The sequence below is a fragment of the Marinibactrum halimedae genome, assembly GCF_021234875.1.
GTDB lineage: Bacteria > Pseudomonadota > Gammaproteobacteria > Pseudomonadales > Cellvibrionaceae > Marinibactrum > Marinibactrum halimedae.
In genome coordinates this window covers 43,629-66,877 of record NZ_JAJQVM010000004.1, presented here as the reverse complement: position 1 = coordinate 66,877, position 23,249 = coordinate 43,629, and the positions used below count along the sequence as shown (strand labels likewise).

Annotated in this window: 20 protein-coding genes; 14 read left to right on the top strand and 6 right to left on the bottom strand. The window is 44.9% G+C overall.

Annotation, left to right across the window (positions count from 1 at the left end; all coding sequences use genetic code 11):
• Positions 1-5 precede the first annotated feature (5 nt).
• From LU351_RS03665 to LU351_RS03640, 6 genes are all read left to right on the top strand, one after another.
• The gene (locus tag LU351_RS03665) at positions 6-1,670 is read left to right on the top strand and encodes a hypothetical protein (RefSeq protein WP_232592681.1); all 1,665 of its coding nucleotides are present in this window, start codon (positions 6-8) and stop codon (positions 1,668-1,670) included.
• 5 nt (positions 1,671-1,675) lie between these two features.
• Positions 1,676-2,065 carry a DUF4280 domain-containing protein gene (locus LU351_RS03660; protein ID WP_232592680.1) on the top strand — a complete coding sequence of 130 codons (390 nt, stop codon included), beginning with the start codon at positions 1,676-1,678 and terminating at the stop codon, positions 2,063-2,065.
• Complete coding sequence (locus LU351_RS03655; RefSeq protein ID WP_232592675.1) at positions 2,062-2,892, top strand: hypothetical protein; 831 nt, start codon at positions 2,062-2,064, stop codon at positions 2,890-2,892. The genes LU351_RS03660 and LU351_RS03655 overlap by 4 nt, the downstream gene beginning before the upstream one ends.
• A 207-nt stretch (positions 2,893-3,099) precedes the next feature.
• Positions 3,100-3,762 carry a hypothetical protein gene (locus LU351_RS03650; RefSeq protein ID WP_232592673.1) on the top strand — a complete coding sequence of 221 codons (663 nt, stop codon included), beginning with the start codon at positions 3,100-3,102 and terminating at the stop codon, positions 3,760-3,762.
• 31 nt (positions 3,763-3,793) lie between these two features.
• Positions 3,794-4,801, top strand: a complete 1,008-nt coding sequence (locus LU351_RS03645) for a hypothetical protein (RefSeq protein ID WP_232592672.1) — start codon at positions 3,794-3,796, stop codon at positions 4,799-4,801.
• Positions 4,802-4,873: 72 nt separating this feature from the next.
• Positions 4,874-5,761 (top strand): hypothetical protein, encoded by an 888-nt coding sequence (locus tag LU351_RS03640; protein ID WP_232592670.1) that lies wholly within the window; start codon positions 4,874-4,876, stop codon positions 5,759-5,761.
• A gap of 202 nt (positions 5,762-5,963) precedes the next feature.
• On the opposite strand, the gene LU351_RS03635 is transcribed toward LU351_RS03640, so the two are convergent.
• Positions 5,964-6,323: a hypothetical protein gene (locus LU351_RS03635; protein WP_232592668.1), complete on the bottom strand. Its 360-nt coding sequence runs from the start codon at positions 6,321-6,323 to the stop codon at positions 5,964-5,966.
• A 416-nt stretch (positions 6,324-6,739) separates the two neighbouring features.
• Between LU351_RS03635 and dnaE the strand changes: the two genes are divergently transcribed.
• The 3 genes from dnaE to LU351_RS03620 all read left to right on the top strand — a co-directional run bounded on the left by dnaE (position 6,740) and on the right by LU351_RS03620 (position 12,736).
• The gene (gene dnaE / locus LU351_RS03630; RefSeq protein ID WP_232592666.1) at positions 6,740-10,360 is read left to right on the top strand and encodes a DNA polymerase III subunit alpha; all 3,621 of its coding nucleotides are present in this window, start codon (positions 6,740-6,742) and stop codon (positions 10,358-10,360) included.
• Between the two features lie 249 nt (positions 10,361-10,609).
• Positions 10,610-11,557, top strand: coding sequence for an acetyl-CoA carboxylase carboxyl transferase subunit alpha (accA, locus tag LU351_RS03625; RefSeq protein ID WP_232592665.1), 948 nt, complete (start codon positions 10,610-10,612; stop codon positions 11,555-11,557).
• A gap of 747 nt (positions 11,558-12,304) precedes the next feature.
• Positions 12,305-12,736, top strand: a complete 432-nt coding sequence (locus tag LU351_RS03620) for a type 2 periplasmic-binding domain-containing protein (RefSeq protein WP_232592663.1) — start codon at positions 12,305-12,307, stop codon at positions 12,734-12,736.
• 37 nt (positions 12,737-12,773) lie between these two features.
• Here LU351_RS03620 and cysZ read toward each other — a convergent pair whose 3' ends face one another.
• From cysZ to gatC, 5 genes are all read right to left on the bottom strand, one after another.
• Positions 12,774-13,550 (bottom strand): sulfate transporter CysZ, encoded by a 777-nt coding sequence (gene cysZ, locus LU351_RS03615; protein WP_232592661.1) that lies wholly within the window; start codon positions 13,548-13,550, stop codon positions 12,774-12,776.
• A 9-nt stretch (positions 13,551-13,559) separates the two neighbouring features.
• Complete coding sequence (locus LU351_RS03610) at positions 13,560-13,862, bottom strand: PA4642 family protein (RefSeq protein WP_232592659.1); 303 nt, start codon at positions 13,860-13,862, stop codon at positions 13,560-13,562.
• Between the two features lie 91 nt (positions 13,863-13,953).
• On the bottom strand, positions 13,954-15,408 hold the full coding sequence (gatB, locus tag LU351_RS03605) for an Asp-tRNA(Asn)/Glu-tRNA(Gln) amidotransferase subunit GatB (RefSeq protein WP_232592794.1): 1,455 nt from the start codon (positions 15,406-15,408) through the stop codon (positions 13,954-13,956).
• An 11-nt stretch (positions 15,409-15,419) separates the two neighbouring features.
• Positions 15,420-16,874 (bottom strand): Asp-tRNA(Asn)/Glu-tRNA(Gln) amidotransferase subunit GatA, encoded by a 1,455-nt coding sequence (gene gatA / locus LU351_RS03600; RefSeq protein ID WP_232592657.1) that lies wholly within the window; start codon positions 16,872-16,874, stop codon positions 15,420-15,422.
• Between the two features lie 164 nt (positions 16,875-17,038).
• The gene (gene gatC / locus LU351_RS03595; protein WP_416053926.1) at positions 17,039-17,320 is read right to left on the bottom strand and encodes an Asp-tRNA(Asn)/Glu-tRNA(Gln) amidotransferase subunit GatC; all 282 of its coding nucleotides are present in this window, start codon (positions 17,318-17,320) and stop codon (positions 17,039-17,041) included.
• 713 nt (positions 17,321-18,033) lie between these two features.
• On the opposite strand from gatC, the gene LU351_RS03590 reads away from it, so the two are divergent.
• The 5 genes from LU351_RS03590 (at position 18,034) to rng (ending at position 23,162) form a co-directional block, all read left to right on the top strand.
• Positions 18,034-19,068, top strand: a complete 1,035-nt coding sequence (locus LU351_RS03590) for a rod shape-determining protein (RefSeq protein ID WP_232592792.1) — start codon at positions 18,034-18,036, stop codon at positions 19,066-19,068.
• Positions 19,069-19,220: 152 nt separating this feature from the next.
• Positions 19,221-20,258, top strand: coding sequence for a rod shape-determining protein MreC (gene mreC / locus LU351_RS03585; RefSeq protein ID WP_332840137.1), 1,038 nt, complete (start codon positions 19,221-19,223; stop codon positions 20,256-20,258).
• Position 20,259: 1 nt separating this feature from the next.
• The gene (gene mreD, locus LU351_RS03580; protein WP_232592651.1) at positions 20,260-20,748 is read left to right on the top strand and encodes a rod shape-determining protein MreD; all 489 of its coding nucleotides are present in this window, start codon (positions 20,260-20,262) and stop codon (positions 20,746-20,748) included.
• A 134-nt stretch (positions 20,749-20,882) separates the two neighbouring features.
• A complete protein-coding gene (locus LU351_RS03575) occupies positions 20,883-21,527 on the top strand; it encodes a Maf family protein (RefSeq protein WP_332840136.1) in 645 nt (214 codons plus the stop codon).
• Positions 21,528-21,683: 156 nt separating this feature from the next.
• The gene (gene rng, locus LU351_RS03570; protein ID WP_232592649.1) at positions 21,684-23,162 is read left to right on the top strand and encodes a ribonuclease G; all 1,479 of its coding nucleotides are present in this window, start codon (positions 21,684-21,686) and stop codon (positions 23,160-23,162) included.
• Positions 23,163-23,249 lie beyond the last annotated feature (87 nt).

The following is a 23,249-nucleotide window of genomic DNA, read 5'->3' as shown; positions in this document are numbered from 1 at the left end:
GAGTAGTGTTAAATTCAATAATTGACAAAAAAGAGTATGGTGATCCTGACCTGCTCAAATATGAAGTGCATGTTCAGATCGGATCTCATGTAGAGAAAATACCCGGAGGAGCAATAGAGCACTTTGAGGTGGAAATGGAGATGTATGGCTTTTCAGGTAGTCTTTCATTTTCCTATGATGCGGATTTAAGAAAAGATACTTTAATTTCTCATTTTGCTACTGAGCAAATTATTTTGCTTTCTATCAAGTTTATTCCCGCCATTATTTATGATGAAGAGGTTAAACCCGTCTGTTTAAAAGGAATTGTTAGAGAAAAAAGTGTTGCTGAGCGTCGTAGTGATAATATCAGTAGTCAACCTATCTTGAATAGAAGTTATACCGTTGTCTTCTCAGATCCAGCGACTGTACTTTGGTCACAGCATTTTCCCTGTGAGCTGTATGTAAAGCAGTCAATGCGCCAAGTTATCGAGAAAAACATAACAAAAGAAATCGATTTGGATTTCAAGCATGCCGCGCTCAATGAAGTAAAGCCAATGATTGCTGTAGGCTTAGGAAAAACAATGCCATATCACTCATTGAATACAGGCGGTTGTTATGAAGTGAGTTTTTATGATTTCTTGTTGTCTTATATAGAAACCATACACGGCGTTTGGTTTTATGACTATGAAAAACAGCATTATAGTATCTTGGAAAAAAAACCAACCCCAGATAAGACTGAGAAGTTCACACCTGAAAGTGTGGCAATGTTGCGTAGTTACTGGCCAGAGACACCAAGACACAATTTACAACTGATGAATGGTATCGCTACAGGCAACGACAGAGTTGATTTTTCAATCGAACATGCCCATAAATCCATTCGACATGATCATTTATATCGAGAAGTACTACCTAAGCAATTTGACAAAATTAAAAAAGTTGACGAGAAGCAATATAAATTGCATGGCGCGGAATTACATGGTGCTTTTTCACAGTGGCCATTAGAGACGTATTTTCCAGGATGTGCCTTTGCAGTGGATGAGCTGCATTGGGGTAAAAATGCACTTTACGCCAAAAAACGATATCGTTGCTACAAAATAATAGTGTCTGCAACGCAAACAGAAGGTTCAAAAAAAGAAAGTGAAATTACGGATTCTGGTACGTTTCGTTTGCATTATTCATTTTATGCGGAGCTAGAAAGTAGTCCGAAGCGGAGACGTCCGATATACGAAGTGCCAAGTGGTCCTTTCTTTGTTGAAGGAAAAATTGTAAGTAGTATTGGAGATGCGAAAGATCAAACTTATCAAATACAAGAGAGTAAAGAGTCTGGATTAATTGAGTATGAGGTATTGATTCCGCTATTTGGTAAAAAAATTCGAGTTCAATTTGAAGCAGATAATCAGCACCCTCATTTTTATTTTCCTCTTTATAAAGATACTCGTGTATTGCTAGCAATGGATATGTATAAGGCGAGTATTATAAAAGTGTTGGAGTGGGGGCGCGGTGTGCGTCTTTCGCCAGAAACACAAGGAAATCATTTGCTGTTAGGTAAGCAAGATAAAGATCAAACGTCAATTAATCATGTATATCAGAATGGTAAGCCAGAATTTTCTATCAAGCGAACAAAAAATAGAGATACAGAGCTCATCACCTTAAAAGAAGGAACGTTAATACTACAAACGAAAGAGGAGTAATTATTATGCCCCAGTGTGTGTGTGCGGGTGCAACATTAAAATGCACCTTTGGCGCTGCGCCGAGTGCTCTTATCGTCACGCCAGAAAATCGTGTGCTTGAAGGTGCACCGGGTGCCAATATAAAAGATCATATACCGTTAAAAAATATATTGCCTTTTGGCCCATGTAGCTCTTTAGCCTTTCCGCCAACAGCATCTGCTACTGCTGCGGCGCTAGGTGCTCTTACGCCAATGCCTTGTATCCCTTCTACACCAGCCCCCTGGGTGCCTGGCGACCCTACCGTGTTATTAGCCAATATGCCGATTCTGACAAAGAACAGTCTATTGACGTGTATGTGGGGAGGAATTATTACCATTCAGCAGCCCGGGCAAATGAAAGTGGAGGCCGTATTATGAAAAAGCAAACTGCATTATCAGCAATGATTTTGGGTAATATTTTTCTAGTCAGCGCCATTGTGTTTACTATTTTGCGCTTTATTATTTCAATGGACGATGTGAAATCGATTAGTCTCCTTAGTGTTTTAACCAGTGTTGCTTGGTGGCTTGCCATTATTGCCTTTCTTGTAGCAATTGCGGTAGTAGCTTATCGATATTTTTCATTAAGAAAAAAACACATTCGTAAGTTGTTGGTGGTTGGGCACAATCAACCCTCAGGAGCTACCGTCACAAAAATGATTAGTCAATATGGCGAAAGTGAATTGCTTGAGCCTATCTCTATTCCTGCCGATTTTATCGGTGACTGCATGCCAAAGACTAAATGGCAACTCCAGCAGCTAAGAGGGTCTTGGTTTTTACCCTCCCCTAAAGTCTTGATAACGTTTAATGCTGAGCATCTACAAGGATTAAGTGAACGTGATTTACCGACCTATTTGTATGATATACATATTCTAGTAAAAGGGCTCTCTCGTTGGGGAAAAACATTAGAGGTCTATCTGATGGTGCATAACCTTCAAATTCATGAGGGGTATGAGAGTTTTGTTGAGCATGCTTTAGACGGTGAAGCGATATGGAAAGTAGAACGATTTTCTTCACTGATTAATGAGTTGAAATACTACCACCAGAAAGCGCTATTCCGACTTCCGGAAATTTCTGTAAATAGTTTTATCGGATTGTTGCAATTTAATGATCATATAGACAAAAAATTGGAAAAAATAGAAAAAGTGTCAACACATTTTCAATCATTAGAGTTATACCCGAGGTTAATGCTTCTCTCAAAGAACTAGAGTCTAATGAGCTGTGATGGCTTGTTATTTTTTGTGATGTAGTTATCAAAAAAGACATTGTATTATTTTGGGGTGGTTAAGATTTTACGATTGTATCTACAAATTAATCTAATTGAATAAATTTACTCGGGGTGCCTTACGGAGTGTGTGTAGGCGTATTGTCCTCTAATAAACAATAAAAGTGGGGTGGATATGCGAGTGTATAAAATGATTACAACCGGAAGTTTAAGGGCTAATGAAGCTTCACAGGAAACGCTTCTTTCACTTAATGAAGGGCAGTTGTTAACTGAGGCAATGGATAAAAAAGACCGAAATATTATTATCGGTCCATGGGGTGATCGAATTGAGCAGGTGTGGGTAAGTACGGTTGGCTCTGATCGAAAACGCTATGAAGGTTGGGTAGATGCAAAAGAAATAGAGGTGCATAGTGTTGTTAAAGATAAAAAAATATCTGAAATTCGAGAACTAAAAGACGATTATTTTGCTAGGCGGTCTGAACTTGATCAAGCGGAGGGTGATCCTCGACGAGTAAAGCTAACCGCATTGGTCAGAGTTCTTCTAGAGCGGCAGGCTTATAGTAAGAATAATTGTAAAGGTGAGAGAGAAAGTATGGTGTGTGACTTTCTTTTAAGGCGAGGCGGTGCTAACGCTATTGTTCGGTCAGTCAGTTTTGTTGAAGTGGGAGAAAAAAATGAAGAAATGGGTGTGCCCGATCATGTAGGTGCGAAGCCAAGAAAAAATTCTAAAAGTTTGAGGTTGGCTTATGAGGATTCGGCAAAAATATTGAGCAGTATTGGTGTTCGTGATACCGCTATGGGTCGATTGTTGGCGGAGTGGATAGCGATTTTGGAAGTTGAGCGTAGTGTTTAATTCTCGATAATAAAATCATAGGTATTAGAAAATGGTTAACTCTACACAGGCTCTTAAAGAAATTGAGAAGCATATTGCTCCTGCGCAGGATGCAGGAGGAATGCTAACAACTGCAAAACAATCGAAGCATGTAAAAACTTACTTAGGCACGACAGAGAAATTATTGGAACATGCGACGGAATTAGGAGGTAAAACACTATCAAATTTATCCATAGGAGCCTCTGCATGGCGTATTAGTACACTTAGCACTGATAGCTCTAGAGTGGGGCAGTTAAATACTTTTTCTACTGCAACAAGAGAAGGACTGAGTGTTGGCACTAAGCATGTCGGTAAAAGTGTGAAAGATGCAGTTAACCCTATTTCAGGGTTAGTTGGAGATGCACTCGGATTAATTCAAACCGTTTACAATGCAACGAGAAATTATCCCAATCTTCATGGCCATAACTGGATGGAAGGTATTAATACAGATCGGTTGTCATCGGAATGGCGCCTGCTCTTAGAGGAAGATGCGAAAACGGTTGCAATTCAGTTTGCAAAACGAGCTGAACTTATGTGCGATAAATCAGCTGTTAATATTGCCTGTCATCTTACGAATATTGGATTGCGTATTGGTCAATTAGCCGGAGGGGGCCCTGCTCTCGGTTTGGTTTCTCAATTAGTTAACCAAGTGTTAACCATAGCCGATGTTCTTACCACACCTGAGGGTGAGTTGACTAAGTTTGCCTCCGCTTACACGAATGTTCTCATTTTAACTTCTCAGCCAGCATTGAGTAAAAAAATTAAGGTCATTACGAATAGTGAAGATGATCAGTATTTGTTCTCATTGATTCATCCAGAGCAGGGGCGGTGGAAAAATCGAGCGGAAGCATTAATGGCGAATGTTAATGCTATTCGAGAAGATACCTATAAATCGCTTGGGCCTCAAATGAGTATGTCAGGTTCACAGTTTGATGTTAGAAAAACACAGCGTTATAAGGTTTGTCATGCCAATGTTTTTCATCTGTTGAGAGAGAAAATTAAGAAGAGATATGGGGGTTAAATATTTCTTATTGAGGTTTTTCGGTGGGTTTTGGGATTGGTTTATTGAGTGTGCTTTTAATATGGAGGATTTATGGCTAGGCATGTTCTTTTTTTGGAAGTGAATACAGCTGAGTCTTCTAAAGAAAATGATATTTATTTTAATAGTGAAGCTATGTTGGTTCTAAATAATCCTATTTTTTATGATTTTTATAAAAATAGCAGGGGTGATCGAAGTCGCAGTCATTTTTATATATATGATGGGGCGTCTATTCGTCAGCCTGGAAAGTGTTCTTCATCTAATATTAATTTTAATTTGGGAAGAGATGATGTCTTGGATTGTTTTGTTTTTTCCCATGGAGATGACGTCGGCGGCGATGGGCGTGGGGGAGGAGATGCGTGGGCGGGTGGTTGGTTGCTGCCTGGTTTTATTAAGAAAGTGAGTGAGCGTTTGAGTAATTTACGTGTAAAGGACCGATTGGAAAATTGTGTCTTTATGGTTTGTAAAATGGGTTCAGATAAAAGTATCTCTGAAATTAAAACGAATATACGTGAGTCTCAATTAAATTGTAATGTTTTTATGAGTAGGAGTTATTGTTTTCTAGATGATTACGGTAGGCCAGTGAGTGGATATTTTAAAGATTATGAGAAGTTGAATAAGGCAGTATGTAAATATAGCCATAATTATCAAAAACTTATAGAGAAATATGGAGTGAGTCAATTTGATAAAGATTTTTCAAAAAGTTGGCGTGGTTTTAAGGTCAGTTCATCTGATTTTGTTGAAATCAATCAGTCTGTCGTTAAGTCTATTTGGGAGAATTGGTTTGGAAGTGATGAAACTCATGAAAGTAATTGGGGTGATCAAGGGTTTTGTGATGAAAATAGAGTTCTTTCGGATAAGCAAGATTACGCGCTAAAAATTATGGGGGAATTGGAGAAAAAAACTATTCGGCATGATTTTGCTGCATATAGTGGGAGGTGATTTCTTAACTTAGTATAGGTAATGTTAAAAATATTCCGTTAACTTTTGCTAAGGTTTTTGTGCTTGTTATTTTTGAAGATAATTCATGGAATGTTAAAGTCTATCTTGTGTTGACCTTTTCATTTGAGATTTTTATAGCCTTTTCAGTTAAAGTTCATGTGCTAAAAAAAGATGACATGTCAAATATGAGAGGCAAAAGGTATCAAAACTCAACTACCTGCCCCCGATACACCCGAGTTCGCTTTTTCTTGGTTGAGGTGTCCTTGGGGCGTTTTTCAACCAGCATGGTTTGTCCACGATAGACCTTGGTCTGATGATCACTTTTCTCTGTTGCAGTGGAAGAGGCGGGTTCTAGTTTTTCAAGCCATTTATCACCGGCTCTTGTGAATAATTCTTTAATTAATGCCTTAAGGATGACATCTGATTCTTTGTTGTAGATTACTTTTAATTCATCAAAAATTTCAGGGTTGGCGAATTTGATTTTAGGTTTTGCTTCAGGTGAAACTTTCTTTCGTATCTCGCGAATTAATTCGATCATGGCTCGGTCAAAATTAATTTTCATTTTTGAGTTCCTTTTTTTAAGTTTGTTTTTTTGGGTTTGCTTGGTTGTAATTTATATTTGGGGTTTGTGTTTAAAACTCAATCTGGAAATGTGGTTTTTTTAAATTATTTTTTTGTTTTAATTGATAATTTAATTTGCTTTTTTTGAAGAAAAGCAGAGTTTTTTAATTATTGAAACCTTTTTTGGGCGGGGTGTTGTGTTCGTTTATTGCTCGGGCCGGTGGTGTAGCATTTTTTATGCTTTCGATATGCTTAAGTGTGCTACTCGGTACTTCTCCCTTTGTGTAAGAGAAAGGCCTATTCTTTCTGTTATACTCCCCCAAGAATTAACCTTGTTGCGGTTACTTATTCACCAGCTTTCTCGGCGCCAACTGTGTTGTTAGGTGGTGCCATTGCCCATTATGTAGACATTTTCTTATGCCCGTTCAATTTGTTCATCTTCGCCTTCATACCGAATTTTCTCTTGTCGACAGCATCGTGCGCATCAAGCCCTTAGTGGCGAAAGTGGCGGAGTTGGGGATGCCGGCGGTGGCGGTAACAGATGTTACTAACTTCTATGGATTGATTAAGTTTTATGGTGCTGCACAGAGTTCGGGCATAAAGCCCATTGGTGGTGCCGATTTTTGGATTGAGCGCGAAGGGCAGAAACCTGCGTTGATTACGTTGTTGGCCATGTCCCCGAAGGGTTACCGCAATATCACCGAGTTGATATCGAAAGGATACCAGCACGGGCAGTCTTTAGGCGTGGCTTATGTGCAACGGGAGTGGATTACCGAACACAGTGAGGGTGTGATTGCACTTTCTGGAGGTAAGTTTGGTGATGTGGGGCAGGCGTTACTCAATGGCAATACTGAATTGGCGGAGTCACTGTTGCAGGGGTGGTTGCGGGATTTTTCTGGGCGCTTCTATTTGGAGCTGCAACGTACCCGTCGTGAAAACGATGAGACCTACTTGCACGCGGCGGTCAATCTCGCTACCCAGTATCAGGTGCCGGTGGTGGCCACCAATGACGTTCGCTTTTTATCTTCCGATGAGTTCGAGAACCATGAAGCCCGTGTGTGCATCGGGGAAGGTCGTACCTTAGATGATCCGAAGCGAGAGCGTCGTTATTCCGAAGAACAGTATTTGAAAAGCCCAGAAGAAATGGCGGCGTTGTTTTCGGATATCCCAGAAGCGCTGGAAAATACCGTCGAAATTGCTAAGCGCTGTAATCTTGATATTGAGTTGGGCAATTATTACCTGCCGGATTACCCCATCCCCGATAACTTTCGGGAAGATCCTTTCTTTCAGCAATACATTCCTTACGACACATTAGAGGAGTATGCCGTTCAGGCAATGACGCAAAAGTGGGAAGGCAAAGAGCAAACGGATGCCTACCGGGACATGCTGAAAACCAACGTGTTTTTCGAAAAAATCTCTTATGAAGGAATGTTCGAACGGTTGGAAACCATCTTGCCGGATAAGCACGCCAGTGATTATGACGACCGATTAAAAGAATACACCGACCGCTTACAGTTTGAATTAAACATCATTATGCAGATGGGGTTCCCCGGTTATTTTTTAATCGTGATGGACTTCATTCAATGGGCGAAAGATCACGATATTCCTGTGGGGCCAGGCCGGGGGTCGGGTGCAGGGTCGCTGGTGGCCTATTCGCAAAAAATTACTGATCTCGATCCGCTTCAGTATGACTTGCTTTTCGAACGATTTTTGAATCCCGAGCGGGTCTCCATGCCTGACTTTGATATCGATTTCTGCATGGATAATCGCGATCAAGTGATCAGTTATGTGGCGGATAATTACGGTCGTGATGCGGTATCACAGATTATTACCTTCGGTACCATGGCGGCGAAAGCGGTGGTGCGCGATGTGGCGCGGGTGCAAGGGAAATCTTATGGCTTGGCAGACAAGCTGTCGAAGATGATTCCTGCCGACCCAGGGATGAAATTGCAAAAAGCGTGGGATCAGGAAGAACCTTTACGTGAGTTTGTAGAAGGCGATGAGCAAGCCCAAGAAATTTGGGAAATGGCCTTAAAGCTGGAAGGTATTACCCGAAATGTGGGCAAACATGCCGGGGGGGTGGTGATTGCGCCCACCAAACTGACCGACTTTGCGCCTTTATATTGCGATGAAGATGGTTCGGGCCTGGTGACCCAATACGATAAAAACGATGTGGAATCAGCGGGCTTGGTGAAGTTCGACTTCTTGGGATTACGAACGCTGACTATTATCGATTGGGCTGTGAAAATGATCGATGAGGGGCACAGGGGTAGCGGCGAAACACCGTTGGATATCAACCAAATCCCCTTGGATGACCCCGAAACCTTCAAACTGTTAAAGGCCGCCCAAACCACAGCGGTGTTCCAGTTGGAATCTCGTGGTATGAAAGACCTCATCAAACGCCTTCAGCCTGACAATATTGAAGACATGATCGCATTGGTGGCGTTATTCCGCCCTGGGCCTTTGGATTCGGGCATGGTGGATGACTTCGTGAACCGAAAACACGGACGCGCGAAAGTCGCCTACCCGGATGCGAAATATCAGCACGAAAAACTGGAGCCCATCTTAAAACCTACTTATGGGGTGATCGTATACCAAGAGCAGGTGATGCAGATTGCTCAGGAGTTGGCGGGCTATTCGCTCGGTGGTGCGGATTTATTGCGTCGGGCGATGGGTAAGAAAAAGCCCGAAGAAATGGCCAAGCAGCGCGCCACGTTTGAGGCTGGTGCGAAAAGCGAAGGGGTCGACCCAGAGCTTGCCATGAAGATTTTCGACCTGGTGGAGAAGTTCGCCGGTTACGGGTTTAACAAATCTCACTCCGCTGCGTACGCGGTGGTGTCTTACCAAACGGCGTGGTTGAAAGCCCATTACCCCTCTCAATTTATGGCCGCCACCATGTCGTCGGATATGGATAAAACCGACAAGGTCGTGACCTTTATCGAAGAGTGTCGCGAGATGGGGCGTATGCCTTTACCGCCGGATGTGAACCGTGGTGAGTATCAGTTTACGGTTGATGGTGAGGACAACATTATTTATGGGTTGGGGGCGATTAAAGGATTAGGAGAAGGGCCGATTGAAAATATTATTGCGGCTAGAAAAGACGGCCCGTTCAAAAATTTGTTTGATTTCTGTGCTCGTATTGACCCGCGTAAGGTTAATAAAAGGGCGTTGGAAGCACTGATTCGCTCTGGCTCGTTAGACAGTATTGGCCCGAATGATGACATTGATCATAGCAGGGCGATCATGTTTGCTGCGATGGGAGAAGCGGTAAAGGCTGCAGAGCAAAGCGCCGCCAATGCGAATGCGGGGATGTTTGATTTGTTCGGTGATTTGGTACCCAACGATGACGGTGGTGAAGACGTATACGCAGACTTTTTGAACACAACACCATGGACATTACGAGAGCGGCTGGATTTTGAAGACGCTACTTTAGGGCTGTATCTCACTGGTCATCCTATTGATGAATATGTGGAAGAAATTCAGCATTTTGTTTCTAGTCGTATTTCGGACCTTCGACCAGAGAAAAAGTCACAAACGGTTGCCGGGTTGGTGGTGGCCGCTCGAACGGTGAAAACCAAGCGTGGCGATACCATGGGTATTCTCACATTAGATGATCGTTCGGGCAGAATTGATGTCACCGTTTTTGCGGATACTTATAAAGAATGCGCCGATAAAATTGTGAATCATGCGTTATTGGTAGTGGAAGGGCAGGTCAGCCATGATGATTACAGTGGCGGCTTAAAGATGCGTGCGGATATGCTTCATTCACTGGATGACGCACGTATGGGCAAAGTTCGTGGCATTAAATTACAGTTGCACCACGATATGAATAAATCGTTGATTGGTGCATTACAAAACACCTTGTCTCCGTTTTGTGGTGAGTCTGGCGGGTGTCCTATTTTGGTAGAATATTTCCGCCCAGAGGCCCGAGCTAAATTTATCTTCGGGCCACAATGGCGTGTACAGCCAGATGACACCTTAGTGCAATCCTTAAAAGGGTTATTGGGCAAGCGCAATGTTGAATTAGTGTATGAGTAATGGTTTCTCGAAAGAAAATTTTGGCCTTTCGTGATATTTTTGCATTTCAATTGTTTTATTTATTTGATATTGAGTGCTTATTTTAAATGGCTATTTTGGACAAACCGGTAAAGAGCCTAAGTATTTAGGACAGCAAAGGTCGACGCCTTCTGTACAATAGCGTATCTTTACCTGCCATTTAGATCTCACTCAATTTAAGTTGCAAATAGCTTAAATTATTATTCAACTGGTGACCGAGTATACGTTGCAATGAATCCGAATTATCTCGATTTTGAACAGCCCATCGCAGACCTTGAAGCGAAGATTGAAGAGTTGCAGTTGGTAGGTACCGACAATGATTTAAACATCGGTGAAGAAATTGCGAAATTGCGCGATAAAAGTACAAAGCTGACGGAAAGTATTTATTCCAACTTAAGTGCGTGGGATATTGTAAAAGTGGCCCGTCACCCTCAGCGTCCTTACGCGACTGATTACATTAAGCGAGTGTTTACTGACTGGGATGAACTGCACGGTGATCGCCATTTTGGGGATGACAAAGCGATTGTCGGTGGTATTGCTCGTTTAGACGGCAAGCCGGTGATGGTGATCGGCGAAGAAAAAGGGCGTAGCGTTAACGAAAAAGTCATGCGAAATTTTGGTATGCCCAAGCCCGAAGGCTATCGTAAAGCTCTGCGTTTAATGGAAATGGCTGAGCGTTTTAAGATGCCCGTGATTACCTTGATTGATACTCCGGGAGCTTACCCTGGAATTGATTCGGAAGAGCGTGGTATTTCTGAGTCTATTGCCCAAAACTTGGCGGTGATGTCGCGCCTTCGTACACCGATTATTTGTACGGTGATTGGTGAAGGCTCATCGGGAGGAGCGTTGGCTATCGGCGTGGGTGACCACTTAAACATGCTGCAATACGCCACTTACTTTGTGATTTCCCCGGAAGGGTGCGCCAATATTATTTGGAAAACCGTAGAAAAAGCCCCGTTGGCCGCAGAGGCCATGGGGGTGACCTCCAGTGTGTTGGAAGAGCTTGGAATTGTGGATGAAACTATCCCAGAACCAATGGGCGGTGCGCACCGGGATATGGATCTTATGGCCCAGCGCTTGCGAGAGCGTTTATCTCATCAACTTGATACGCTTGCAGAAACTCCGATTGATGAATTGCTTGAAAAGCGTTATCAACGCCTTCTGAGTTACGGTAATTAATTTGTCATAGCCTAAGTTTATTGCGAGTAGTTTATTATGAATAGTTTATTGTGAGCAGTTATTGTAAATGGTCGTTCTTGATATCAATTGTTGATAGTAACTGTTGATCGCAACCATCACTGCTCACAGTAAACTCCCTCTTTTTGATCATAATTTGATCGTAGAATGAAAGCATGACGACGGAAGTTGCCGTGTGTTCGCTTGTTTGATGTACCTCTTTTAATGACCGCTAGGCTATTCCATACACGCCGACATAGTCTCCTTACTGTTTGCGAACTTTACCGCAATTCTTTCTCTGCGTTTCATAATCCTTGTCTAGATGTTCAAACTTTTGATCTAGGCAGCGGTATGTCAAATCTGATCCTTATATGATCAATTCAAATCAATAGACTATCCTTTGCGACCAAAACGGTGAGCTCATTAAAAAAGTTGACGATTTGGTTAGGATTTTGATTCGATTCAGGATAGAATCCCGCGCCTTCTTTGGTGGAGCTATTGAGTAGTGGTTTTGGTGCACAGTAGTTCTGGAGCATAAGTAGCGCTTGAGAGCCAGTTACTTTGACAAGTAGTTGTCTAGATAAGTAGTCGTTTTTGAAAAGTTACCCGTAACGAATTTGAGTGGTGCTCATCCCTTTGTGAGTCAGGTTCAGGTGAATCACCGAACTTTGAAAAGTATGGATTGAGTGAAATTGGCATGGGAGTGTGCCCGTTGAGCGCCAAAGCGAGATAGAGGTAAAGGACTTGAATATGAAAACCGTTTTGAAATCAACGTTAAAAGCCGCATTGGGTATGACCGTATTGTGTGCGAGCAGTGCTGCATTAGCGGCAGGTGCTGTGATTGTCCACCCTTCCAATAATATGGATGTGGATCAGCAGGCTCTAGAAAGCATTTTTTTGGGCAAAGTAACTGCTTTGGAAAATGGCACTGTACTTTTACCGGTTGTTCCGCCGGAAGGGGATGAAACCCGTGTTGATTTCGAGACTGATTTGTTGAATAAGAGTCGTCAGCAAATGAAAGCCCATTGGGCACAATTATTATTCACCAGCTCCGGCACTCCGCCAGTTCAATTAAAAGATCGTGCCCAAGTCATCAAAATGGTATCCGAGAACCCATCTTTGATTGGCTACGTTGATGTGGCTGATATTGACGGCTCTGTACGTGTTTTGCATCGCTTCTAATACTCAATGTTTTGGAAGTCAGAATTGAAAAAGCCCATCAAATTTGATGGGCTTTTTGCTTAAGGTCTCTTACCCACATAATGGTTCCACCGGCTACTGCTGCGGGCATCACGAAGATATTTACCACTGGAATCATCGCTCCCAGCATGATCAGCCCGCCGAAACCTCCGGCCGTGAATTTCTGCGTCCATAAGCTTTTGCGCAAAGACTTAAATGGCAATTGATGATTGTCGGCAGCATAGTCACTGTATTGAATACTCATTGACCATGCCCCCCAGGCCAGGGCTATCACAGGCACTACCAATCCGATAAGCGGTACAAAGCTGAGTAAAAAAATCAGGATGGCACGAACCAAAAAATACCAAATTTTTGTTAGCTCCCGACCGATGGTTCTCACGATCATTGCGGGTAGTGCTTCAGTGGGTGGTGATTTTCCGGTTAAATGGTGCTCGATTTTTTCAGCCAATATTCCGTAAAAAGGGGCGGCGATTAAATTAGTGAGTATGCTGAAACTGTAACCGTATACAATGGCAAGCAGTACAGCGAGTAGCACCCAAAGAATCACGGCCAGTATATCGGCAATAAAACTAAACCACTCCCAAGACGGAATAAACCCCATCAAATAATCCATCAGCGAGCTGAACAAGCTGATCATAAAGGTAGTGGTGCCGAGGAAGATAAGAATATTGATAAGAATGGGGATGATGATGAAGGCTCGAAACTTCTTCATCATCAGCAACTGGGCCCCTTCGACTAGATAAGAGGCGCCGGTGGCGAGATTATTCGGTCGAGATCGCAGTAATTCGCCATGCATAGTGTGAGTTTACTCCGTGGCAGCGCCGTATTTTTTCAGTACATCAGCATATTCGTTGCCTAAACGGTGCGTAACAATATGCTCAATCATGGTCTTTCCTTCTGGGCCAACCGCGTTAACATCACGGCCATCTTCTTGGAAAAATTTTACGAAGGTATCGAAGTTCTCGACTTTCATGCCGCGATACGCTTTCTCGAGTAAGTGAAAATCGGCATTAACACCCGCAGGTGGCTGCATTTCTAAAAACGATTTGACGCGCTCGTCGTCGAAGACTTCACCGAGTACTTTTTGTTTGTCTTTTTTTAAGGACATGTTCTTTTACCTCGTAATGCCCCAAGCCAAATTTCTGAGGCTTGGGGGTGTTGATCGAATGCGATTTTTACAACTTAGCCTGTGTAGAGGGTTAAAGCAGCTCGTTCAGCTTTTTCAGCAAAATCTCATTAATCGCTTGTGGATTGGCTTGGCCTTTAGAGGCCTTCATGATCTGGCCAACAAAGTAGCCAAGCATTCTCGGACGTTTGTCTTCAGCGGCGTTTTTGTAGTTATCGACTTGCTTCGGCGAGTTGGCGATCACTTCGTCGGCCATGGCTTCCAGTGCACCAGTATCGCTGACTTGCTTGAGGCCTTTCGCTTCAATAACGGCGTCTGCGCTGTCGCCTTCTTGATTCCAGAGGGCTTCGAAGACGGTTTTCGCGGTTTTACTTGAGATGGTGCCATCTTTGATTCGCAAGATCACACCCGCCAGCTGCTCGGCGTTCACCACGCTGTGGGTGATGGTGGTTTCTGACGCGTTGAGCTTAGCACTGACTTCGCCCATCACCCAGTTGGCAGCCAATTTGGCATCACCGCTGAGTTTGGCGGTTTGCTCAAAGTAGTCGGCGGTTGCTCGGTCAGAACTTAAGATACCGGCATCGTAATCGTTCAAGCTGTAGTCGCTGGCAAAACGCGCTTTGCGGGCTTCCGGCATTTCAGGCAAGTGCTCGCGCACAGCATTGATGTAATCTTCATCCAACACGACCGGTAGCAAATCTGGACAGGGGAAGTAACGGTAGTCGTTGGCTTCCTCTTTGCTGCGCATTGCACGGGCTTTACCGGTATCACCATCGTACAGACGGGTTTCTTGGGTAATACTGCCGCCGCTTTCCAATACCTCTATTTGGCGTTCTACCTCAAGGGCGATGGCCTCTTCCATAAAGCGGAAGGAGTTGAGGTTTTTGGTTTCGGTGCGGGTGCCCAGTTTTTCTTCCCCTTTCGGGCGAATGGAAATGTTCACGTCGAAACGCATGGAGCCCTGGCTCATTTCACCGTCGCAGATACCCAGTGAAGTCACGATGCTGTGCAGCTTTTTGGCGTAAGCCACAGCCTCTTCGGCATTGCTCATATCGGGTTCGGAGACGATTTCAATCAGCGGGGTACCGGCGCGGTTAAGGTCGATTCCGCTCATGCCGTGGAAATCTTCATGCAAGGATTTACCGGCATCTTCTTCCAAGTGTGCATGATGAATTCGGACTGTTTTGGTACGGCCATCGTCTAGGGTGATGTCCACTTTACCGGGGCCAACAATGGGCTGATCCAGCTGAGTCGTTTGGTAGCCTTTGGGCAAATCGGGGTAAAAGTAGTTTTTACGTTCGAACACCGACTCTTTCCCGATTTCAGCATCAATGGCTAAGCCGAACATCACGGCGTAGCGAAAGGCTTCTTCGTTGGCCACGGGCAATGTGCCGGGCATGGCCAAGTCAATGGCACAGGCTTGGGTGTTTGGTTCTGCACCAAATTGTGTGGCCGCACCGGAGAAAATTTTGGTTTTGGTGGCCAGTTGTACGTGTACTTCTAGGCCAATAACTGTTTCCCATTCCATCATTGTGCTCCTTATTTGATGCCGGGTGCGGTAAGTTGATGAAAGTCGGTAGCCAACTGATATTGGTGAGCAACGTTCAATAGTTTGCCCTCGTCAAAGGCTTTGCCTATGACTTGTAAGCCAACGGGTTTTTCGTCGACCAAACCACAGGGAATCGACAGCCCAGGTAGGCCCGCTAGGTTGGTGGCGATGGTGTAGATGTCTTCCAAATACATGGCGACAGGGTCATTGCCTTTGGCGCCGAACTTAAACGCCGGTGCTGTGGTGGTGGGGCCCATGATAACGTCGACTTTTTCAAATGCTTGATCAAAGTCTTGCTTGATTAAACGGCGAACTTTCATGGCTTTGCGATAGTAAGCATCGTAGTAACCCGCAGAGAGCGCATAGGTGCCGACCAAAATACGACGTTTAACCTCATCACCAAACCCTTCGGCGCGAGTGCGCTTGTACAGATCATTCAAGTCTTTTGGATCGTCGCAACGATGGCCGTACCGAACCCCGTCGAAGCGAGATAAGTTGGCTGAACACTCGGCTGGTGCAATCACATAATAAGCAGGTACAGACAGGTGGGTATGAGGTAACTCGATATCCACCAAAGTGGCGCCTTGGCCTTCGTACCATTTCAGCGCGGTACGGACGTGTTCCGCAATTTCTGGGCGCAAACCTTCACCGAAGTATTCTTTGGGTACACCGATTCGCAGTCCGTCCAAGGAGTTTCCGAGTGTGGCGGTATAATCTTCGGTTGGTTGATTAATGCAGGTGCTGTCTTTGTCGTCGTAGCTGGCCATGGCGGAAAGCATAATGGCGGCATCTTCGGCGGAACGAGTGAGCACCCCGGCTTGGTCGAGGCTGGAGGCAAAGGCAATCATGCCCCAGCGTGAAACGCGACCATAAGTGGGCTTAATACCGGTAAGACCACAGTGGCTGGCCGGTTGGCGAATTGAACCGCCGGTATCCGTTGCGGTGGCTCCAGGGGCCAATAAACCGGCGACTGCAGCGGCAGAACCCCCAGATGAACCACCGGGCACGCAGTCGGTATCCCATGGGTTTTTTACTGGGCCATAAAAACTGGTTTCGTTGGAAGAGCCCATGGCGAACTCATCCATATTCACTTTACCCAACATCACTGCACCGGCCGCCCGAAGATTTTCCACCACGGTGGCATCGTAAGGCGGGATAAAGTTATCTAACATTTTGGAGCCACAAGCCGTTCGCACACCGTTGGTACAAAAAATGTCTTTATGGGCGATGGGGATACCACAAAGTGGATTGGCGTCTCCTTTAGCCAGGCGCTCATCGGCTTCTTTGGCTTGGGCGAGAGCGATTTCTTCAGTGATCGACACAAAACTGTTGTATTGGCTGTCGAGATTCTTAATTCGATTGAGAAAATGCTGAGTTAATTCAACACTGGTGTATTCTTTTGCTCGCAAGCCTGCGGCGAGTTCAGCAATGGTTTTTGTATGCATGCGTTAATCCTGTGCGGTGCGCAATGGGATTGAATAAAACGTTCTCTCTTTTCTTGTCTTTTCGTTCTTGCCCTTTCTATTACTCTCTTACTCTACTTTCTTCCTCGATCAAATTCTTAAGGTGGCCGAGGAAGAATGAATGGAGTAGGGCAAGGCTAAAATGGTTACTCAATCACCTTAGGCACGAGGTACAAACCGTTCTCAGTGGCAGGGGCAATTTCTTGAAACGCCTCCCTTTGATTGGATTCGGTAATGGTGTCAGCGCGTAACGTTTGGACGGCATCAAGCGGGTGGGCCATCGGGCGAATTGAATCGGTATCGGCGGCTTGTAACTGGTCTACCAAGGCCAGTACGTCCGTTAAGCGTGCGGCGACTTCATCAACGGTGGCATCGGTAATTTCGATGCGTGCCAATTCCGCCAGTTTTAGAATGTCTGAGCGTTCCACATGGATCTCCAATATTGAGAAAACCGTTTGCCGGATTTACGGCAAGGCCAGTCTTTCTTACTTTTTATTCGTAAAGCCCCGAATTTTACTCACCCGGGCGATGGTATGAAAGTAATTGGCGGATAGAATTTCACCGGAAGTTGCAATTTTATGATTTTTAATCAGATTTTTATCATGGAGAGGGGAATTATTTTTGTATTTTTCCTTCAAAACTTCCTTTCTCTCGTGGGGAATCTTTGTGTTATGCCTTTGGAGAGTGTCGTGTGTGAAAGGAGAGAGCAGCTTCTTTGATTTGGTTCTTAAATGCAGGCACATTGTGCAGCTTGATGTTTTTTTGGACGAAGAGGACGGTGTACTGAAATTAAATTCTCAAAAGCACCCTAATGATTAATTTCGTCGATATTATTTAAACCGGTTTTTGCGTCTTGCTCAATGTCGTTGCCATTGATAGAGTTCCTGCCATTTATTATTACGCCATATTTTTGTGTTGCTGGCCGATTAATCCATCGTTAAATTGGAGAGTGCAGTACGGTATGTGCCGTCTTAATGCAGGTGGTAACCATATACAGTGACTGCTTACGGTAGTTACTACATAATGATACATACATGTCGTCTACACTGAGTAAGACTTAAATGATCTATGTCCATTCGGGGTTTTTGGGGGTTGTATTTTCCGCCACCTCACTATCTGAAGGTGAATTTTATATATGTTGATGCCAAAGCGTTTGCGGGGTGTGTTTTCAAACGATTTATCAATCGATTTGGGTACCGCAAACACCCTTATCTATGTTCGTGACAGAGGAATTGTATTGGACGAGCCCTCTGTGGTCGCGATTCGTAATCATAATGGACAAAAAATTGTTGAGGCCGTCGGTGTTGAAGCGAAGCGTATGCTTGGCAGAACACCGGGTAATATCACTGCGATTCGCCCACTGAAAGATGGTGTGATTGCGGATTTCCAAGTCACGGAAAAAATGCTTCAGCACTTTATTCGCAAAGTTCACGAGAGCAGTTGGTTTCAGCCGAGCCCACGTGTTTTGATTTGCGTGCCGTGTTTATCCACAGAAGTTGAAAAAAGAGCCATTCGAGAATCTGCGTTGGGTGCAGGTGCTCGTGAAGTGCGTTTAATCGAAGAACCCATGGCGGCGGCGATTGGTGCAGGTTTACGTGTTGAAGAGGCTAGCGGTTCAATGGTCGTGGATATTGGGGGTGGTACGACCGAAATTGCTCTGATTTCGTTAAATGGTATTGTGTATTCTGATTCGGTACGCATTGGCGGGGATCGTTTTGACGAGGCCATTGTGAATTACGTACGTCGTAATTATGGCAGTGTGATTGGTGATGCCACCGCAGAGCGTATTAAAGAAGAAGTCGGCTGTGCGTATGCTGGTAGCGAAGTCCGCGAGATAGATGTGCGTGGTCGCAATCTTGCCGAAGGGGTGCCCAGAAGTTTTACGCTCAACAGCGATGAGATTTTAGAAGCCCTACAAGAGCCATTGGCTGGCATTGTGCAATCGGTGAAAAGTGCCCTAGAGCAATCCCCACCAGAATTGGCATCAGATATCGCCGAGACCGGAATTGTGTTAACCGGCGGTGGTGCGTTGTTGCGTGATATTGATCGTTTATTGAGCGAAGAAACCGGCTTGCCGGTGATTGTGTCGGAAGACCCGCTCACATGTGTGGCACGTGGCGGTGGCCGTGCGATGGAAGTGATGGATACGCGTCGTATTGATTTGCTTTCAAGTTAATTCTCTTTATACGCGATACTATTTGACTGGCGTGCTTTTTACTAACCTATGGTGAAAGGGCATTTTTGAAACCACTCAACACAGTTTGGGTGGTTTCACAGTTTTACAGTAGAGTAATGCAATAAAGATCGTTTCTTTTTTCATCGGAGTTAATAGCCATCAAGCCGCTATTTACCAAAGGCCCATCACAGTTATCCCGATTTGCGCTGTGGGCGTTATTGGTATCATTTTCTCTGGTAATGCTGGATACCTTTACCCCTTACCTTAAGCCCGTCCGAGCTTACATTGGTTCTGTCTCATTTCCGTTTTACTGGCTAACCAATATCCCTGCACGCATTGGTGAATGGGGTGAAGAGCACCTCGTTACCCGAGACCAATTAATTGAAGAAAATCAGGCTTTAAGAGAAGAATTACTGATTCACAAACGCAAACTTCAGGGCATGGCAGCGGTTGTGACCGAAAACGTGCGGTTGCGGGAGCTAATGAACTCCGCAGAATTAATCGAAGATCGAGTACTTATTGCGGAATTAATCGGCGTTTCCCCGGACCCTCTGCTCCATAAAGTCGTCATTAATAAAGGTGGGCGGGATGGTGTTTACCTTGGTCAGCCTCTATTGGATGCAGAAGGGCTCATGGGGCAGGTGACGGAAGTGAATACCTTTACCAGCCAAGTGTTGTTGATTACAGATAGTACCCATGCACTTCCTGTAGAAATAAATCGTAACGGTGTTCGTTCTATTGCCGAAGGGGTAGGCGATTTATACCGGCTGCAATTACGACATGTGTCGAATACGGTGGATGTACAAGTCGGTGATTTACTGGTGAGTTCTGGATTAGGACAGCGCTTTCCAAGAGGGTACCCTGTGGCAGAAGTGAAAGAGGTCATTCATGATCCCGGTAAACCTTTTGCGACGGTACATGCTGTGCCCAAAGCACAACTCAATCGTAGTCGACATGTGTTATTGGTGTTTAGTAAGCGTGAAGTCTTGCCGTCACTATCCCCAGATTTATTGCCGTCCACACCGCAGAACAAGCCGGGGCCATCTGATCCACCTTCTTCTGATCCTCGTTCTTCTAATCATGGCTCTTCCAATCGACAGCCTATTGAATCGGCGTCACCACAGGCACAGCGTGGCACCATGCCTATAGATGACTTTACCGATATCACCGACGGCGAGGCGGAGATATAAGGTGGATACGGCCAAATCCCCCAATCGCTGGTTAGTCTTCTCAACCTTTACGATTGCATTGTTATTGACGGTCTACCCGCTTCCATTAGAGATTGCCTGGTTGCGCCCTCAATTTATCCCGTTGGTATTTATCTACTGGGCAATGACCTTTCCCCATGTCATGGGTATTGGAGCAGCATGGTTGCTGGGGTTTCTTACGGATCTCATCACCCATTCCATTCTTGGTCAGCATGCCTTGGCGATGGTCGTAGTCGCGTATATTTGTGCTTTGGGATATCAGAGAATTCGTACCTATGAGCCCTGGCAGCAGGCACTTTGGGTTTTTGTGATCGTGGGTATTTACCAACTGTTTGTGAATTGGGTTCACAACCTCACTGGGCACTCAGCGGTGCCCAGTGACTTCCTCTTGCCAGCATTTGCCAGTGCGTTACTGTGGCCGGTAGCGTATACCTTGTTGGAGCGGTTACGGCTGTATTATCGCCATCGTTAATATCGTTATGTAAGTCGTGAAATTCATATGGTGGAAATTCATGTGGCGGATGAATTGAACGACCTTAACCACGCTATCCTTCTAAGAACCATTCCTTTCTTAACCGCCACGACGGTAGACAATTCGGAGTACAAATGTTGACGATGAATAATGTGGATGTACTGCTCTCTTCTCAGTCGCCACGTCGCGCAGAGTTATTGCGTCAAATTGGAGTACGGTTTTGTAAAATTAATGCTGAGTGTGAAGAAGTACTTGGGGGCGATGAGTCGGCGCCTGATTATGTGCAACGTTTGGCTTCAGACAAAGCGCAAGCCGGATGGCAGGTGGCTACCGCTGAAGGATTGCGTTTACCGGTATTGGGCTCTGATACCACGGTTGCCTGTGAAGGACGCATTTTAGAAAAGCCAAGCTCCTTGGATGAGGCAATGGCAATGTTGCGTCATTTGTCGGGCGGGGTGCATCAAGTTTATACCGGCGTGTCGTTAATTTACCCAGGTTTGGAAGAGGCTGAATATCAGCAAGTGACTCGTGTGGCAAAAACGGATGTCTGGATGAGGCCCATTTCTGATGCGCAAATAGAAGCTTATTGGAAAACGGGCGAGCCGAAAGATAAAGCCGGTGGCTATGGTATTCAGGGTTTTGGTTCTGCTTTTGTGGAAAAAATTTCTGGCAGTTTTACCAATGTGGTTGGTCTTCCTTTGGAGATAGTTGTGCAATTATGTGAAGAATACAACATACCGATTTGGCAGAATGATCCTAATGAAATAGGAGAGCAGTGAAACGGGTCAGCAACCCTTCATAAAAGCCAAACGTATTAGGTGATCAAGAATACGTCATCAAAAATACACTATAAAAAATAAATCATAAAAATACGTCGAGAATCAGAGAGTATTGCCTTTTCAAATGCGAAAGGGCTGCTCCATAAGGATAAATGGATGAGTGAAGAATTGTTGGTGAATGTGGCCCCCACCGAAACACGTGTGGCGTTGGTTGAAAATGGCGTGTTGCAAGAGGTGTATTTAGAGCGAACCCAAAATAAAGGGTTTGTGGGCAATATTTACAAAGGGCGTGTCGTGCGCGTATTGCCGGGTATGCAGGCGGCGTTTGTGGATATTGGTTTGGAGCGCGCGGGCTTTATTCACGCGGCTGACATTGCGCCGTTGGATGAAAATGGCATGGAAAACCGGCAAGCAGAAGTGCCGGACATTCGCAATATTGTACGTGAAGGGCAAACTTTGGTGGTGCAAGTCACTAAAGATCCTATCGGCACGAAAGGTGCCAGGCTGACCACTCACCTTTCGGTATCGGGTCGTTATTTGGTGTATATGCCAAAAACAGAGCACATCGGTATTTCGACACGTATTGAAGATGAGCAAGAGCGTGAGCGTTTACGCAATGTAGTTGATGAGGCGGTCGAAAAAGTGGAAGACAAACCCGAAGGGGGGTTTATCGTTCGTACGGTGGCCGAAGGGGCGGGGGAAGAGGAGCTCATCACCGATATCCCTTTCCTTAAACGGTTGTGGGGGGATTTATCGGGCCGCATTGCGCAATCGAAGGTGCCGGCGGTGATCTATGAAGACTTACCTTTGTTTCTGCGCACCCTACGTGATTTGGTCAAGCCGCACATTGAGAAGGTTCGTGTCGATTCCCGTGAGGTTCACAGCAAAATGGTGGACTTCGGTGGTAAATATGCCCCAGAGATTGTCGACCGAATTGAACATTACCCCGGTGAGCGTCCGCTGTTTGATTTGTATGGGGTGGAAGACGAAATCCAAAAAGCGTTGACCACCAAAGTCCCGCTTAAGTCGGGTGGTTATTTGATTATCGAACAAACCGAAGCCATGACCACTGTGGATGTGAATACCGGTGGGTTTGTGGGGCATCGAAACTTAGAAGAGACCATTTTTAAAACCAATCTCGAAGCGGCTTCGGCCATTTCACGTCAATTACGGCTCAGAAACTTAGGTGGCATCATCATTATTGATTTCATCGACATGAAAGAAACGGAGAACCAGCGCCAAGTGTTACGCACGCTGGAAAAATCCATGGAGAAAGATCACGCCAAAGCCAGTATTACAGGAGTATCAGAATTGGGATTGGTGGAAATGACGCGCAAGCGAACGCGGGAGTCTTTAGGGCAAATGATGTGCGAACCCTGCCCGGTGTGTTCTGGTCGGGGCTCCCTAAAAAGTGCAGAGACTGTGTGTTATGAGATCTTTCGGGAAATTCTTCGGGAAGCGCGCACGTATGAGACCTCAAAGATTTTAGTGTTGGCATCACAAATTGTGGTGGATAGATTGCTGGATGAAGAATCTGCCAACGTGGCAGATTTGGAAGAATTTATTGGTCGTACCATTCAATTCCAGGTAGAGGGTATTTATAACCAAGAGCAATTTGACATTATTCCTTTGTAGTCTTGGTTTTAGTCTCAGGTGATATAAGTACCAGTATTTAGGTGCCATGTTTTATCAATCTATGCCTTAAGTGAATAGAGTTCAGGG